Source organism: Amycolatopsis roodepoortensis (genome assembly GCF_024628825.1).
GTDB classification, from domain to species: domain Bacteria; phylum Actinomycetota; class Actinomycetes; order Mycobacteriales; family Pseudonocardiaceae; genus Amycolatopsis; species Amycolatopsis roodepoortensis.
This window is the reverse complement of sequence record NZ_CP102415.1, coordinates 7201444-7216419: the sequence shown is the minus strand read 5'-3', so window position 1 is coordinate 7216419 and position 14976 is coordinate 7201444. Positions and strand designations below refer to the sequence as shown.

The 14976-nt window shown below is 69.1% G+C and carries 15 protein-coding genes; 6 read left to right on the top strand and 9 right to left on the bottom strand.

Translation table 11 applies throughout. The features are described 5' to 3' along the window. The first annotated feature begins 32 nt into the window (after nt 1-32). The gene (locus NQK81_RS34635) at nt 33-647 is read left to right on the top strand and encodes a hypothetical protein (protein ID WP_257484814.1); all 615 of its coding nucleotides are present in this window, start codon (nt 33-35) and stop codon (nt 645-647) included. Nucleotides 648-724: 77 nt separating this feature from the next. Here NQK81_RS34635 and NQK81_RS34630 read toward each other — a convergent pair whose 3' ends face one another. Then, a complete protein-coding gene (locus NQK81_RS34630; protein ID WP_257484813.1) occupies nt 725-1705 on the bottom strand; it encodes an ArsR/SmtB family transcription factor in 981 nt (326 codons plus the stop codon). A gap of 147 nt (nt 1706-1852) precedes the next feature. Between NQK81_RS34630 and NQK81_RS34625 the strand changes: the two genes are divergently transcribed. Continuing rightward, nucleotides 1853-2296 (top strand): hypothetical protein, encoded by a 444-nt coding sequence (locus tag NQK81_RS34625; RefSeq protein WP_257484812.1) that lies wholly within the window; start codon nt 1853-1855, stop codon nt 2294-2296. Between the two features lie 43 nt (nt 2297-2339). Continuing rightward, nucleotides 2340-3353 (top strand): hypothetical protein, encoded by a 1014-nt coding sequence (locus NQK81_RS34620; protein ID WP_126734494.1) that lies wholly within the window; start codon nt 2340-2342, stop codon nt 3351-3353. Here the strand turns inward: NQK81_RS34620 and NQK81_RS34615 are convergent. From NQK81_RS34615 to NQK81_RS34600, 4 genes are all read right to left on the bottom strand, one after another. Further along, nucleotides 3347-3622, bottom strand: coding sequence for a DUF397 domain-containing protein (locus NQK81_RS34615; RefSeq protein ID WP_257484811.1), 276 nt, complete (start codon nt 3620-3622; stop codon nt 3347-3349). The genes NQK81_RS34620 and NQK81_RS34615 overlap by 7 nt on opposite strands. 75 nt (nt 3623-3697) lie before the next feature. Then, nucleotides 3698-4711 carry a ketol-acid reductoisomerase gene (gene ilvC, locus NQK81_RS34610; protein ID WP_016336537.1) on the bottom strand — a complete coding sequence of 338 codons (1014 nt, stop codon included), beginning with the start codon at nt 4709-4711 and terminating at the stop codon, nt 3698-3700. 37 nt (nt 4712-4748) lie between these two features. Beyond that, on the bottom strand, nt 4749-5255 hold the full coding sequence (gene ilvN, locus NQK81_RS34605; RefSeq protein ID WP_034315713.1) for an acetolactate synthase small subunit: 507 nt from the start codon (nt 5253-5255) through the stop codon (nt 4749-4751). After that, nucleotides 5252-7126 carry an acetolactate synthase large subunit gene (locus tag NQK81_RS34600; protein WP_257484810.1) on the bottom strand — a complete coding sequence of 625 codons (1875 nt, stop codon included), beginning with the start codon at nt 7124-7126 and terminating at the stop codon, nt 5252-5254. The genes ilvN and NQK81_RS34600 overlap by 4 nt, the downstream gene beginning before the upstream one ends. Nucleotides 7127-7447: 321 nt before the next feature. On the opposite strand from NQK81_RS34600, the gene NQK81_RS34595 reads away from it, so the two are divergent. Together NQK81_RS34595 and ilvD are read left to right on the top strand one after the other, a co-directional pair. Beyond that, complete coding sequence (locus tag NQK81_RS34595) at nt 7448-7906, top strand: PH domain-containing protein (protein ID WP_257484809.1); 459 nt, start codon at nt 7448-7450, stop codon at nt 7904-7906. 63 nt (nt 7907-7969) lie between these two features. After that, nucleotides 7970-9814, top strand: coding sequence for a dihydroxy-acid dehydratase (gene ilvD / locus NQK81_RS34590; protein ID WP_257484808.1), 1845 nt, complete (start codon nt 7970-7972; stop codon nt 9812-9814). Between the two features lie 58 nt (nt 9815-9872). On the opposite strand, the gene NQK81_RS34585 is transcribed toward ilvD, so the two are convergent. The 3 genes from NQK81_RS34585 to NQK81_RS34575 all read right to left on the bottom strand — a co-directional run bounded on the left by NQK81_RS34585 (nt 9873) and on the right by NQK81_RS34575 (nt 12249). Further along, entirely contained in the window at nt 9873-10415 is a 543-nt protein-coding gene (locus NQK81_RS34585; RefSeq protein WP_257489909.1) for a DoxX family protein, read from the bottom strand. A 77-nt stretch (nt 10416-10492) separates the two neighbouring features. Next, nucleotides 10493-11311, bottom strand: coding sequence for a DUF72 domain-containing protein (locus NQK81_RS34580; protein ID WP_257489908.1), 819 nt, complete (start codon nt 11309-11311; stop codon nt 10493-10495). 32 nt (nt 11312-11343) lie between these two features. Next, nucleotides 11344-12249 (bottom strand): 2-hydroxyacid dehydrogenase, encoded by a 906-nt coding sequence (locus tag NQK81_RS34575; RefSeq protein ID WP_257484807.1) that lies wholly within the window; start codon nt 12247-12249, stop codon nt 11344-11346. 62 nt (nt 12250-12311) lie between these two features. Between NQK81_RS34575 and NQK81_RS34570 the strand changes: the two genes are divergently transcribed. Then, nucleotides 12312-13535 carry a PQQ-dependent sugar dehydrogenase gene (locus NQK81_RS34570; protein WP_257484806.1) on the top strand — a complete coding sequence of 408 codons (1224 nt, stop codon included), beginning with the start codon at nt 12312-12314 and terminating at the stop codon, nt 13533-13535. A gap of 26 nt (nt 13536-13561) precedes the next feature. Here NQK81_RS34570 and NQK81_RS34565 read toward each other — a convergent pair whose 3' ends face one another. Continuing rightward, nucleotides 13562-14962 (bottom strand): DUF6351 family protein, encoded by a 1401-nt coding sequence (locus tag NQK81_RS34565; RefSeq protein WP_257484805.1) that lies wholly within the window; start codon nt 14960-14962, stop codon nt 13562-13564. Between the last annotated feature and the right edge of the window lie 14 nt (nt 14963-14976).

The following is a 14976-nucleotide window of genomic DNA, read 5'->3' as shown; positions in this document are numbered from 1 at the left end:
GCGAGGCCTTCGGCGGCGGGATGAACGTGCGCATGAACAGGGCGGATGTCCTGATTCACGGGACGACCGACCCGGAGGTGATCGTCGCCGAGTATCGCAATGTCGGCGAAGCGCTGGGCACCGCGAAATCCTTCGACATCGCCGATATCCAAATCCTCCACGTGCGCGACGATCTGTTCGCGCGGCTCTGGGCGGCCAGCGCGGCGGACTCCATCCGAGTGATCAGCCGGCCGGGTGGCAACGGCCTCGTCAGCGAGCGCGTGAACCCGGTGGCGAGTCCGGATCCGCCGGATCCCGCCATGAGGGAGGAACCGATGACGAGCATCCGGTCGAAAGCGCGTGGAGCAGTCTCGGCGGCGGTGATGGCGATCGCCGCGGGGGCGCTGGTCTCGATGGCACCGGCCGCATCCGCGTCGACCCAGGCCATCCCACCCGACTGCAGCGTGTGGCGGAGCACGGGCTCCTGGGCGGTTTCGTCGAAGTGCACCCAGCGCGCGCACCGAGCCGCGGCGGAGTGCCGTACCTACACCCAGCCCACGTACCGGTGGTACTTCGGCGCGTGGGCGAACAGGAACGAGGTGTCCACGGTGAACTGTCCGCAGGACACCACGGGTCTCCGACGGATGAGCGTGGATTACCCGGACTGATCACGGGCGAAGGCCTCAGGACAGGCCGAATGTCCACAGTCGACGGTCGTCGGCTGTGGACATCTCGGGCCGGCAGGCTAATCGCGGGCTTCCAGCAGGCCCGCCGCCCGCGCGGTCCGCTGATACAGCACATAGCGCCCGTCTCTGACCTTGGTGACGAGGCGTGCGCGGTGCAGCGCGCCGAGATGGTAGGACACGGTGCCGGGGGTGTATCCGAGCCGGCCGGCGAGTTCCGCCGTGGACCGGGCGGTTTCGAGGTCCGCCAGTATGGCCGCGCGGGCGTTGCCGACCACTTGCGCGAGGTTTCCCGGCCTGCGGTCCCGGCCGGTTCCGACTCGCTGGGCGGGGTAATAGAGGACAAGCTGGCCGGGGGTGTCGACTTGGATGATGACGTCGGGCCAGTTGAGCACTCCGGGTGCGAGGACCAGGTCCCGGCCGGCGCCGTCGATCTCGCCGTCCCACGTCTTCTCGATGGTGACCGCGTCGCCGGACCAGGCGATGTCGGGGTGGAGCGTTCCGAGCATCCGGCCGACGCCGTGGGTGGCGATGCCCGTCGCGCGATGGGCGATGTCCTGATCGATGATCGAGCGCAGGTCGGGCCAGCCCTCGGAGAGGGTGTCCCGCCAGAACCGGGCGAGACCGTTGGCGAGGCGTCGCTGCATCCGTCCCGATTCGGCGATCCGGCGGGTCTCGGCCTCCAGCGGCCTGCTCCAGTGGGTCCGGGTGTAGTGGAAGACCTGGCTTTCGAGGTCGTCCTGCGCGACCGCCTCGATCCGCGCGATCTGTTCGTCGAGCAGGTCACGGCGCTGCGTGTCCGTGCCCGGCTGCGGGGTGAGCAGATCGGGTGTGTAGGTGTCGCCGTCGCGCGGCAACAGATCCGCGAGCAGGGCGACGTCCGGATGGGCGAGTGAAGCGCGGGCGAGTGGCCCGGGGTCGCCGAACACCGGGTGCCGTCCTGACGCGGCGGTGAGTTTCAGCCACGCCAGGGATTCCGCTGCGGGGGACGGTGAAAACCGTGTCCTGGACACCGTGTCGGCGTCGACACGCAACGTGAGCACCACGTCGACGGTAGCAGTCTTCGCGACGGATTTGAACGGGCTCGAATCCTTTCCGATGCGAGGTCCATCCGGGGTTGAGTGGTGTCACCGAACAAACGAACCTGGGAGTGATCGTCCATGGTGAGATCGACGAAAGCGAAGAGCCGTATGAGGAAGGTCGGTGCCGCCGTCGCCGCGGTCGCGTCGGCGGGCGGGATGGTCTTCGCGGCGCCACCCGCCACTGCCTCCGTCGCCGCTTACCCCACCAGCACGTTCCGGATCGAGGTGGGCGCGAGCTACTACAAAGGCACGGTCACCTGGTACAACCGGTCGGTCGGCGTCAACGGGGCGTTCAAGGCCTCCGGTTGCCGCCGGGTCTACGCGGAGGCCAGGGCCGGATCGACGTGGCTGGGCTGGCAGAGCTCCAGCACCTGGTGCGACGAATCCGGACCGGCGCCCCTCACCGTCAGCGCGGACATCGACGGCGGGGCCAACAAGGTCTACGTCTGGATGACCACCGAGAACTACCACGAAGGCCTCGAATACTTCACCTGCTTCCGCAGTTTGAGCGCTTGCTCCGGTCCTTTCGTGGGAACGCCGCCGGACAACTGACCGACCGGGTCCACACCGAGAAGCACCGACAAGGAGGGTCCACTTGAACATCCGTTCCCTGGCCACGGCAGCGGTTTTCGCACTGATCGCCTGCCTGCTGGCCGCCACCCCCGCGCAAGCGGCGACATCGGTCACCTTCACCCCGCAAACGATCTCGGTACCCAAGCTCCCGGAAACGGGTGTCGTGCACAGCGTCACTCCCGTGGGCACCGTTTCGCTGGACATGACCGCCACGCAGACCGCTTACGTGGTCTCGAAGATGCGGGTCAACGACGCCACCATCCGCAGCCTCTTCGACAACGAGATCGTCTGCCGGGGCCCGGGCGGCTGGAGCAAGAACATGGTGATCGGGCAGAACGTCTACGACAGGAACTCGGGCTCCCCGAACCAGGACGTGACGCTCTACACCCGCTTCCTCGTCCACCCCGGCGTCGCGGGAACGGTCACCTGCACCGCGAACGTGCGGGGCAACTCGCTCAGCCCGACCAGTGACGCCACCTACCGCTTGGTCAGCGGGTACCTCACGTTCGCCGACACCTCGGTCACCAATGCCACCGACGGGCAACCGGTGCAGTCCAGCGTGAGCACGGGAGTCCGTGGTCTCCACGCCGATTCCCGCGAGGTGCGGGAGCCCACGACCGGCTACTTCACCCTCCCCTCGACCGTGCAGGGCCTCAACGTGGTGGGCGACGTCGAGCTGCAGGTCTGCCTACGGGGCATCACCTGCGACAAATACAAGTCCACGCAGGTGAAGTTCACGCTTTTCGTCAACCAGTGGAAGGCGGACGGCACACTCTGCAAGAGCGACAGCAGCATCCAGGTCACGCATGAGGTGCCGTACTGGGTGCACCACAAATACGTGCCGCTCAACAAAGCGGACTTCACCGTGAGCAAGGCACCGGGCTGCGTCCCCCGGTTCAACGCCTACGTCAAGGCCGAGTGGCTGGGCGGCGAGGCCGCCGGCATCCAGGGAACGGCCACCGGACTCACCGACTCGGAAGGCTCGGCCACCACGCACGACTCCGACATGAGCCACGCGTACGTCCTGCCTTATTGATCGGACTGGGCAGGCAGGTCGAATTCGCCGTCCCGCACGCCTTTCACGAAGGCGTCCCATTCGGTCGGCGTGAAGACGAGGATGTGGCCGTCCGGATCCGAGGCTTGGCGCATCGCGGTGTAGGTGACGCCGTCGGTGTGCGGGACCAGCGCGTACTCGGCGCGGTCTTCGAGGTTGGCGCCTTCGGGTTCCGCCCGGATCCACACCGCGTCGCTCAGGTCCAGATCGGGCCTGACATGAGCCTTGTCGTCCACCGGCTGCTCACTCATGGTGTCCACGCTATCGCTTTCCGATGCGCAAAACGAAGGGGCCCTTCGCGATGAAGGGCCCCTTCGTGGTGACGACTAGGCGGTCTCGGTGATCGGCCGGTCCACCCACGACATCAGGTCGCGCAGCTTCTTGCCGGTCTCCTCGATCGGGTGCTGGTTGCCCTGCTCCTCGAGCTTGGTGAAGTTCGGCCGTCCGGCCTCGTCCTCGGCGACCCATTCGCGGGCGAACGTGCCGTCCTGGATCTCGCCGAGGATCTTCTTCATCTCCTCCTTGACCGCCGGCGAGATGACGCGCGGGCCGCGGGTCAGGTCGCCGTACTCGGCGGTGTCGGAGATCGAGTAGCGCTGACGCGCGATGCCGCCCTCGTACATGAGGTCGACGATCAGCTTCAGCTCGTGCAGCACCTCGAAGTAGGCGATCTCCGGGGCGTAGCCGGCCTCGGTGAGCACCTCGAAACCGGTCTGCACCAGCGCGGAGGCGCCACCGCAGAGGACGGCCTGCTCGCCGAAGAGGTCGGTCTCGGTCTCCTCGGTGAAGGTCGTCTTGATGACACCGGCGCGGGCGCCACCGATGGCGGCCGCGTAGGAGAGCGCGAGCGCCTGCGCGTTGCCGGAGGCGTCCTGCTCGACCGCGATGAGCGCCGGGACGCCCTTGCCGTCGACGAACTGGCGGCGGACCAGGTGGCCCGGGCCCTTCGGCGCGACCATGGCGACGTCGACGTTCGACGGCGGCTTGATCAGGTCGTAGCGGATGTTGAAGCCGTGGCCGAAGAACAGCGCGTCGCCGTCCTTGAGGTTCGGCGCGATGTCCTGCTCGTAGATGAAGCGCTGCTTCGTGTCCGGCGCGAGGATCATGATCAGGTCGGCTTCGGCGCTGGCCTCGGCCGGGGTGAGCACGCGGAGACCCTGCTCCTCGGCCTTGGCCCGCGACTTCGAGCCCTCGGGCAGGCCGATGCGGACGTCGACGCCGGAGTCGCGCAGGCTCAGCGAGTGCGCGTGGCCCTGGCTGCCGTAGCCGATCACGGCGACCTTGCGACCCTGGATGATCGAAAGGTCCGCGTCGTCGTCGTAAAAGATTTCCACTGCCATGAGGGGTACTACTTCCTTTCCTGACTTACAAAGATTTCTAGCGGGCGGAGGTGGCGGTGATGGACCGGGCGCCCCGGCCGACCGCGACCATTCCGGACTGGACCAGTTCGCGGATGCCATAGGGCTCCAGCATCCGCAGCAGGGCACCGATCTTGTCCGACGTCCCGGTGGCTTCGACGGTGAGCGCCTCGGGCGACACGTCCACCACCTTCGCGCGGAAGAGCTGCACCGTTTCGAGGACCTGGCTGCGCACGGTGTTGTCGGCCCGGACCTTGACGAGCAGCAGTTCACGCTGCACGGCTGTGGACTTTTCCAGTTCCACGATCTTGATGACGTTGACCAGCTTGTTGAGCTGTTTGGTCACCTGTTCGAGCGGTAGCTCCTCAACGGCGACCACGATCGTCATCCGGGACACCTCGGGATTCTCCGTGGGCCCGACGGCGAGGGATTCGATGTTGAAACCACGCCGGGAGAACAGTCCGGAAACCCGCGCGAGGACACCGGGCTTGTTCTCGACCAGAACGCTCAGGGTGTGCACGCTCATCGGGCGTCTCCTTCTGTCGCGGCGTTCAGCTCCGCCTCGGCGGCGACCTCGTCGTCGTCGAAGAGCGGGCGGATCCCGCGCACGGCCATGATTTCGTCGTTACCGGTGCCCGCGGCCACCATGGGCCACACCTGGGCATCCTTCCCCACCACGAAATCGATCACGACGGGGCGGTCGTTGATCTCCATGGCGCGCCGGATGGTGGCGTCGACGTCCTCCTTGGTCTCGCAGCGGAGCCCGGCGCAGCCGAGCGCCTCCGCGAGGAGGGTGAAGTCGGGGATGCGGTGCTTGTGGGTACCGAGATCGGTGTTGGAGTACCGCTCGGAGTAGAAGAGGTTCTGCCACTGGCGGACCATGCCGAGGTTGCCGTTGTTGATGACGGCGACCTTGATCGGCGCGCCTTCGATGGCGCAGGTGGCCAGTTCCTGGTTCGTCATCTGGAAACAGCCGTCGCCGTCGATGGCCCAGACCTGCTTGTCCGGCACGCCGAACTTGGCGCCCATCGCGGCGGGGACGGCGAAGCCCATCGTGCCGAGACCGCCGGAGTTGATCCAGGTGCGCGGGTTCTCGTACTTCACGAACTGCGCGGCCCACATCTGGTGCTGGCCGACGCCCGCGGTGTAGACCGCGTCCGGGCCGACGAGCGAACCGATGCGCTCGATGACGTACTGCGGCGAAAGCGTCCCGTCCTCGGGCCACTCGTAACCGGCCGGGTAGTCGTCGCGCCAGGCGCTCGCCTGCGTCCACCAGTCCTTCAGGTCCGGCTTCGCGGACTTGTCGGTCTCGGCGCGGACGGCCTCGATCAGCTCGGTGATGATCTCCGCGCAGTCGCCGACGATCGGCACGTCCGCCTTGCGGTTCTTGGAGATCTCGGCGGGGTCGATGTCGGCGTGGACGACGGCGGCGTCCGGCGCGAACGAGGACAGCTGCCCGGTGACGCGGTCGTCGAAGCGGGCGCCGAGGGCGATCAGCAGATCCGCCCGCTGCATCGCGGCGACCGCGGCGACCGAACCGTGCATGCCCGGCATACCGAGGTGCTGCGGGTGCGAGTCGGGGAACGCGCCGCGCGCCATCAGCGTGGTGACGACGGGGATCCCGGTCAGCTCGGCCAATTCCATCAGCTGACGCGAGGCGTCGGCCTTGACCACGCCACCGCCGACGTAAAGGACCGGGCGCCGCGACTTGCTGATCAGCCGCGCGGCCTCGCGGACCTGCTTGCCGTGCGGGCGCAGCGTCGGCCGGTAGCCCGGCAGCCGCATCTCCGTCGGCCAGGAGAAGGAGGTCATCTCCTGCAGGACGTCCTTGGGGATGTCCACCAGGACCGGGCCGGGGCGGCCGGTCGAGGCGAGGTGGAAGGCCTCCGCGATGGTGCGCGGGATGTCGGCCGGGTCGGTCACCAGGAAGTTGTGCTTGGTGATCGGCATCGTGATGCCGCAGATGTCGGCTTCCTGGAAGGCGTCCGTGCCGATCAGCGCGCGGGACTGCTGCCCGGTGATGGCGACGACCGGGACCGAGTCCATGTTCGCGTCGGCCAGCGGGGTGACCAGGTTGGTCGCGCCGGGACCCGAGGTGGCCATGCACACCCCGACCTTGCCGGTGGCCTGCGCGTACCCGGTGGCGGCGTGGCCGGCGCCCTGTTCGTGGCGGACCAGGACGTGGCGGACCTTCGTCGAGTCGAGCAGCGGGTCGTACGCCGGGAGAATGGTGCCGCCCGGAATACCGAACACGACCTCCGCGCCCACCGCTTCGAGCGAGCGGACGAGCGACTGCGCGCCCGTGACCCGCACCGGGGTCCCGGCGGGCGGCGCCGGCTTGGGTCGGGCACCGGTGGTACCGGCGTTCGCATCAGCTCGCGAGGTGGCACTAGTCATCGCTGTTTGCCTCGTCTTGTCTAGTCACTCGTTCGGGTATTCATTGGCTGGTCGGGCAAGTGAAATTGTTCCAGGCAACAAAAAACCCCCGCCGACCGGAGTGGTCGCACGAGGGTCGCGCGTCGACGCAGCGGAGACTTCCCTAAGCGTCGACGCGCTTGGGAAGTACGAGGCCGGTCTGCGTTGTCACGAGAGTGAAGCTAGCCGGTCGCCGTCAAGAGTGTCAACTCTGCGGGACGGCGATTCCGCATGCTGGACACCTCCGCCGCGTCGCGCGACCCGCGTTCGGGGCGTTCGAGGCGGCGGTGCACCATCTTTGACGTGGCAGAAGAAAAGCAGCAGGAACAGGCGAACGAGGCTCCCAAAGCCGTCTTCAAGATTCCGAACACGGCGTTGCTGGCGATCGCTTTCCTCGTCGTCTGTGTGACGCCTGTCGCGTTCGGCGAAGTGCCGTATCTCCAGTGGCTCTACATCTTCCCGATCGCGCTCGCGGTGTTCGTCATCCGGACGCGCACGACGGCGACGGCCAAGGGGCTGGAGGTCCGCACGATGTTCGGGCGGAAGGATCTGCCGTGGACCTCGCTCAAGGGCCTCGCCATCACCGACAAGGCGAAGGTGCAGGCGGTACTTAAGGACGAGTCGAAGGTCCCCCTTCCCGCCGTGCGCACCCGTCATCTTCCGGTGATTTCGCTGGTCAGCGCGGGCCGCATGGCCGATCCCTCCGGGCTGACCGACGACATCGGCAAGGCGCCGGAGAAGACCGACGATTCCGGGGAGTAGGATTGGTAGGACCAGTTTGGCGCTCGTTCGCCCTGGTCCCCATCCCGAACCTTGGAGTCAGCCGTGCCTCAACTCCGTTCCCGGACCACCACCCACGGCCGCAACGCGGCGGGCGCCCGCTCGCTCTGGCGCGCCACGGGAATGACCGACAGCGACTTCGGCAAGCCGATCGTCGCCATCGCGAACTCCTACACCCAGTTCGTGCCGGGGCACGTGCACCTCAAGGACCTCGGCGAGATCGTGGCCGGCGCGGTGAAGGAGGCGGGCGGGGTCGCCCGCGAGTTCCACACGATCGCCGTCGACGACGGGATCGCCATGGGGCACAGCGGAATGCTGTACTCGCTGCCCTCGCGCGAGATCATCGCCGACTCCGTCGAGTACATGGTGAACGCCCACCAGGCCGACGCGCTGGTCTGCATCTCCAACTGCGACAAGATCACCCCGGGCATGCTGAACGCCGCCATGCGGCTGAACATCCCGGTGGTGTTCGTCTCGGGTGGGCCGATGGAGGCCGGGAAGGCCGTGGTCGTCGGCGGGGTCGCGCAGGCACCGACCGACCTGATCACCGCGATCGCCGCGTCGGCCAGCAGCGAGGTCGACGAGGACGGGCTGTCCATTGTGGAACGCTCGGCCTGCCCGACCTGCGGCTCGTGCTCGGGCATGTTCACCGCGAACTCGATGAACTGCCTCACCGAGGCGCTCGGGCTCTCCCTGCCGGGCAACGGTTCCACCCTCGCCACGCACGCCGCCCGCAAGGCGCTCTTCGAGGATGCCGGGCGCACGGTCGTCGAGCTGTGCAAGCGCTGGTATGAGCAGGACGACGAGTCCGCGCTCCCGCGGTCGATCGCGACGAAGAAGGCGTTCGAGAACGCGATGGCCCTCGACATGGCGATGGGCGGTTCGACCAACACGGTGCTGCACATCCTCGCCGCCGCGCAGGAGGGCGAGGTCGACTTCACCATCGACGACATCGACGCCATCGGCCGCCGCGTGCCGTGCCTGTCGAAGGTCGCGCCGAACTCGGACTACCACATGGAGGACGTCCACCGCGCGGGCGGAATCCCGGCCATCCTCGGCGAGCTGTACCGCGGCGGCCTGCTGAACACCGACGTCCACTCCGTGCACTCGCCGGATCTCGAATCGTGGCTGTCCACTTGGGACATCCGCTCGAAGGAGCCGTCGGCGCGCGCGATCGAGCTGTTCCACGCGGCGCCGGGCGGGGTCCGCACCACGGAGGCGTTCTCGACCGAGAACCGGTGGTCCTCTTTGGACACCGACGCCGCGGACGGCTGCATCCACGACGTCGAGCACGCGTACACGAAGGACGGTGGGCTCGCGATCCTGCGCGGGAATCTCGCCGAGAACGGCGCCGTCATCAAGTCGGCGGGTATCGACGAGGAACTGTGGCACTTCGAGGGCCCGGCCCGGGTGCTGGAAAGCCAGGAGGAGGCGGTTTCCGCCATCCTCAAGAAGGAGATCCAGCCCGGTGAGGTGCTGGTGATCCGCTACGAAGGCCCGGCGGGCGGCCCCGGTATGCAGGAGATGCTGCACCCGACGGCGTTCCTCAAGGGCTCGGGGCTGGGCAAGAAGTGCGCGCTGATCACCGACGGCCGGTTCTCCGGCGGTTCGTCGGGCATCTCGGTCGGGCACATCTCGCCCGAGGCCGCCGCGGGCGGCACGATCGGCCTGGTCCAGAACGGCGACCGGATCCTGCTCGACGTCCACGAGCGGCGGCTCGAACTGCTCGTCGACGAGGACGTCCTCGCCGAGCGGCGCGCGAAGATGGAGGCGAGCGAGCGTCCGTGGCAGCCGGTCTCGCGGGACCGGAAGGTCACCGCCGCGCTGCGCGCCTACGCGCGGATGGCGACCTCGGCCGACACCGGCGCCGTTCGCGACCCCAACAAGTAGCACGCATTGAGAGGACTAAATGCGCACCGGGCGCATTTAGTCCTCTCGATGCGAGACGTCAGCGGCAGAGGACGATCACCACGACCGAAGCGGCCGCGGCGAGCAGAAGCCCGATCAGCCCGAACGAGAGCGGCCGCTTCCGCCACGGGGTGTTGACGTCCAGCGCGATCCGCCCGGAACCCGCGAGCAGCACGGTCAGCGAGGCCGCGGCCAGCAGGAGTTCGAACTCGAAGCCCTGGCCCTGTTTCTGGAAGAACCCGCCGCCGAACTTGACGTAGACGATGTTCGCGCAGACCCCGAGCAGCGCGGCGGCACCGATCGGGGTGAACAGGCCCACCAGCACGAGCGCGCCGCCGACCACCTCGCTGATCCCGGTGATCCACGAAAGCAGCGTGGTCTGGCTGGTGTAGCCGAAGCCGCCGAGCACCTTGGCGAAACCGCCGACCCCGGGTCCGCCGAAGGCACCGAAGAGATGCTGGAGCCCGTGCGCGCCCATCGTCACGCCGAGCACCACTCGCAGGACGAGCAGACCGAGATCGATCCCGCCCCTGGTCTCCACCGGGGCCGGGCCGTTGTCGGGTTCGGCCACGTCCGAGATCATGCTGGTCTGGTAGTCATCGCTCACGCGCGAAGGGTAAGGGAAACCGGCCCGTCAGGCGACCGAACCGCCGGAGCGGCTCAGAACAGGGTCGCGGGTTCGATCGGTTCGGGCTCGGGCAGCGGGTCGAGACCGGGCACCAGGGCACGCACGTCGTCGTGGAACCGGCGAGCGAGCGCCGGGGCGTCGTCGTTGTCGGGCGTGTGTACGAAGATCGTCGGCGACCGGCCCTCCCGCAGCCATCCCGCGACCACCTCCGTCCACGGTTCCCATCCCCGCGCGGTCTCCTCGGCCGAATCCCGGCCGAGGTACCGCACGATCGGCCGGTCGGTCAGCGCCCGCGTCCGCCGCGGCAGCCGGGGTTTCTTGGCCCAGGCGTCCTGTTCGGCCTCGCTGACCGGCGGGCTGGAAAAGAACACCGTGGTGTCGAACGGCACCCACTCGGCGTCCGCGCCGGCGAGTGTCCCCTCCAGCAGCGAGGTCGCTTCGGTGTAGAACGCCGGGTGCCGCACCTCCACGGCACGCCGGAGGCCGGCGGGAAGACGGCGCAGGAAGCGGCCGAGCGCGTCGGCGTCCGGCGGGCCGAACGAGCCGGGCAGCTGGGTCCACAGGACCGCCCGGTCGCCGAGGGGTTCGATCGCGTCCAGGAACGCCCGCATCTCGGTCTCGACGCCGGCGAGGCGCTTCTCGTGCGTGACGACCTTGGGCAGCTTGACCACGAACCGGAAGCCGGGACCGGTCTGCCGCGCCCACGTCTCGACGGTTTCCCTCGCGGGGGTCGCGTAGAACGTCGTGTTGCCCTCGACCGCGTTGCACCAGCCGGCGTACGCCCGCAGGCGCTCCCCCGACGGCAGCGACCGCGGGACGAAGCGCCCGGCCCACGCCTTGTGCGTCCACATCGCGCAGCCGACATGAAGATTCGCCACGATGCTCAGTATTCGCCGTGGACCAGGTTCTTCGGCAGCTCCCCACCCAGATAGCGGCTCAATTCCCGGGCCACCACCGCGTAGGCGCGCTGCCGCCGCCCGCTCACCGAGCCCGCGACGTGCGGTGTCAGCAGCAGTCCCGGGCAGTCCCACAGCGGGTGTCCGTCGGGCAGCGGCTCCGGGTCGGTCACGTCGAGCGCGGCGCGCAGCCGTCCCGACGTGAGTTCCGCGACGAGCGCGTCGGTGACCACGACGGGGCCCCGCGCGACGTTCACGAGGATCGCGTCGTCCGGCATCGCGGCCAGGAACTCCGCGTCGACCATGCCCCGCGTGTGCTGCGTGAGCGGCACCATGAGCACGGTGACGTCGTGATCGGGCAGCAGGGCGGGGAGTTCGTCGGTGCCGTGGACACCTTCGCGAGCGCTCGCGCCCACCATCGTGCAGCGCACGTCGAAGGTCTCCAGCCGCCGGCGCAGATGCCTGCCGAGGTCGCCCGCGCCGATGATGAGGACCCGCTTGCCTTGCAGGGTGTCGGTGGTCCGGCGTTCCCAGTGCTTCCGGCGCAGGCCCTCGGCGAAGCCGTCGAGACCGCGGTAGATCGCCAGGAGGACCGCGACGACCCATTCGGCCGAGCTTCCGCCGTGCGCGCCGCGGCAGGTCGAAAGCAGGACACCGTCGGGCACCTTGCCGATCCAGTCCTCGGCTCCCGCCGCCAGCAGCTGCACGAGTTTGACGTTCGGCAGTTCGCGCCAGAGCTCGTCGCTGGGCCCGTCACCGGTCACGAGGACCTCGGCCTCGGCGGCTTCGGGCGGCACCGGCTCGCCGTGGCGGTACACCACCGGACGCACGCCGTCGATCTCCGAAAGCGCGGCCACTCCCACTTCGTCGGGCACGAGAACGGTCACTGTCATGATCACCACGGTATCCAGAGGCTCTTACCCGCGGCTCACGTACGCCCACCTAGGCTTGCCCCGTGCGTACCCGGTACCGGCGGAAATGGACCGCGCCGCTGGCCATGCTGGTCTGCGGCGCGCTGATGCTCTCCGGTTGCGCCGAATTCGACAACACCGCCGCCGGGCAGAAGTTCACCCCGGTCAACCCGCCGTCCCCCGAGGTCCCGCCGCAGGTCGGGCCCGGCGGTGCGGCAGGCGACCCCGGCCCCGGCCGTGGCAACGGGCCGAACCAGACGCCGTCGCCGGTCCCGCCGCCGCAGGGGTGCAAGGACTTCGACAAGGCCGTCATCGCGACCTGCCTGGACACCGTCGCCGCCGTGGCCGCGATCCCCGGCGACGGCACCGCGCCCAGCGCGCTCGCGGGCGAACGCAAGAGCGGCCGGATCGTGCTCGCCATCGCGGAGAAGGACCCGGCCGCCTGGGCGACCGTCCCCGTGGACGGCTCGGGCGACGGCGGCCTCACCTCGCTCGCCCTCTCCCCGGGCTTCGCCGAAGACCAGCTCGTCTTCGCCTACATCACCACCCCGACCGACAACCGGGTCGTCCGGCTGGCGAAGGGCCAGGCGCCGAAACCGGTGCTGACCGGCATCCCCAAGGGCGCCACCGGCAACCGCGGCGCGATCGGCACCGACGCCAAGGGCGCGCTCCTGGTCGCCACCGGCGACGCGGGCAACCCCGGGCTGGCGGCCGATCCGGCGTCGCTGGCCGGGAAGGTACTGCGCATCGACACGTCGGGCAAACCCGCGGCGGGCAACCCCACGCCGGGTTCGGCGGTCTTCTCGACCGGCGTGCACTCCCCCGGCGGGATCTGCCGCGACCAGACCGGCTCCCGCGTATGGCTGACCGACCGGCTGGCCGACAAGGACGTCCTGTACCGGCTTCGCGGCGGCCAGCCGCTGACCACCCCGGCCTGGAGCTGGACCGACCGGCCCGGTGTGGCGGGCTGCGCGGATTTCGTCGGCGCCACCGGCTATCTCACGATCACCACGTCGATCGCGGGCAACCTGCAGAACCTGCCGGTCACCCCGGACGGCGCGGTGACCGGCAAGCCGAACGTATTCATGGACGGCAAGGTCGGCAAGCCGCCGAAGACCTTCGGCAGGCTGTCCGCGATGAGCATGGTCAATCCGCAGATCGCGCTCGCCGGGACGGTCAACAAGGACGGTGGCACCCCGGTTTCGAGCGACGACCGCGTCGTCATCATCACCCCGTCGGCCGCCTCCGGCGGGGGTGGCAAGGACTGAGTGCCTCCCGGGGCGCGGCGCGATCCTTACCTGGACGGCCTCGGCTGGGCAGGCGGGGTGAACCGGGTGAACAACGGCGGCATCGCCTTTTCCTTGGCCAGCGGGTCGAACAGTTCCGGCACGAGCCGATAGGCGGGTCCGAGATCGGTCGCGGCGGCGGTGAGCCGTCGCGGCTCGGTCGACGGCCAGTGGCCGGTGTCGGCCCGGGACGACAGGGTGCGCAGCAGGACGATCTCCTCGGCCGCGTTGAACGAACAGTGGCCGCCACGGCTGATGTAGGTCTGCCGCAGCAGGCCGGGATCGCCGTTGCGCCGGACCTGGTCGCCGTACCACCGGGCCTGTCCCGCGACCGCGCCGCCGTCGCCGGTGGTGTGCGCGGTCAGCACGGGTGAGGGCGTGGTGCCGCGCGCCACGGCGTAGCGGTCCAGGTAGGCCTCCGCCTGCGGATCCGCCGAAATCCGCGGGGCCGCGGCGAGCCGGTCCAGGTCGGCCCCCAGATCCACGCCGCCCGCCCGGTACGCGTGCCGGACCAGGTCGAGCCCGGTGGACCGGGCGAGCTGACGCCGATAGTCGATCCCGGTGTTCGACGACGGGTTCCCGCCCGCCCGGCCCTCGATTTCGGGACGCGCGTCCGGCCCGTAGCCGTACAGGTAGGCCCCGGTGACCCACAGCGCCTGCTGGGCGAGGCGGTCGGCGGGCGCCGCCGGCTCGGGTTCGTGCGCGAGCGCCCAGCCGGGGATGGTGCCCAGCGCGCCGGCCAACGCGATCCGCGCCCGGCCCGCTTCGGTCTTCTGAGCTTCGGCCACCACTGCTTCCAGCGCCGCCTGCGCGGCCTCCGGATCACGAGGCCGGACCAGGTCGATGTCCGCGCCAGGCGCCAACAAGGTCTTGAGCGCGAAGAGCATGTCGAGCGCGCTGTTCCAGGTGCCCTTCGTGTCGTACTCGCCGCACTGCGCCAGGACACCGTCGAACCGGCCCGGATTGTTCTCGGCCAGCTTCACCGAGATCACGGCGCCCATGGACATCCCGCTGGTGAGCGTCCGCCGTGGTCTGCCCACGGTCGCCTGGAACCAGTCCAGCAGCGCGATCTGATCGGTCAAGGCTTCTTCGATCGCGTGCCCGAAGACACCCTTGTAGTTCGACGCGGCCAGCGCGTAACCGTGCTCGAGCAGCCAGGTCTCGGTCTCGGGTCTGGTGGCCAGCCAGATCCGCTCCGGCTTCCCCCACTTCTCCACATAGAGCCCGTGGCTGTAGAGGACCAGCGTGCCGTTCCAGCGTTTCGGGACTTTGACCAGGTAGTCGGCACCATTGATCGCGCCTTCGTGGGTGCGCCAGCCCTCTTCGGCGGACGCCGGCGTGGCGGTGAACAGCGCGCCGAGGAGGAATGCGACGAGCACGGTGACAAGGGTCCTGCGTGGTGAAGTCATGCGGCAAAAATAGG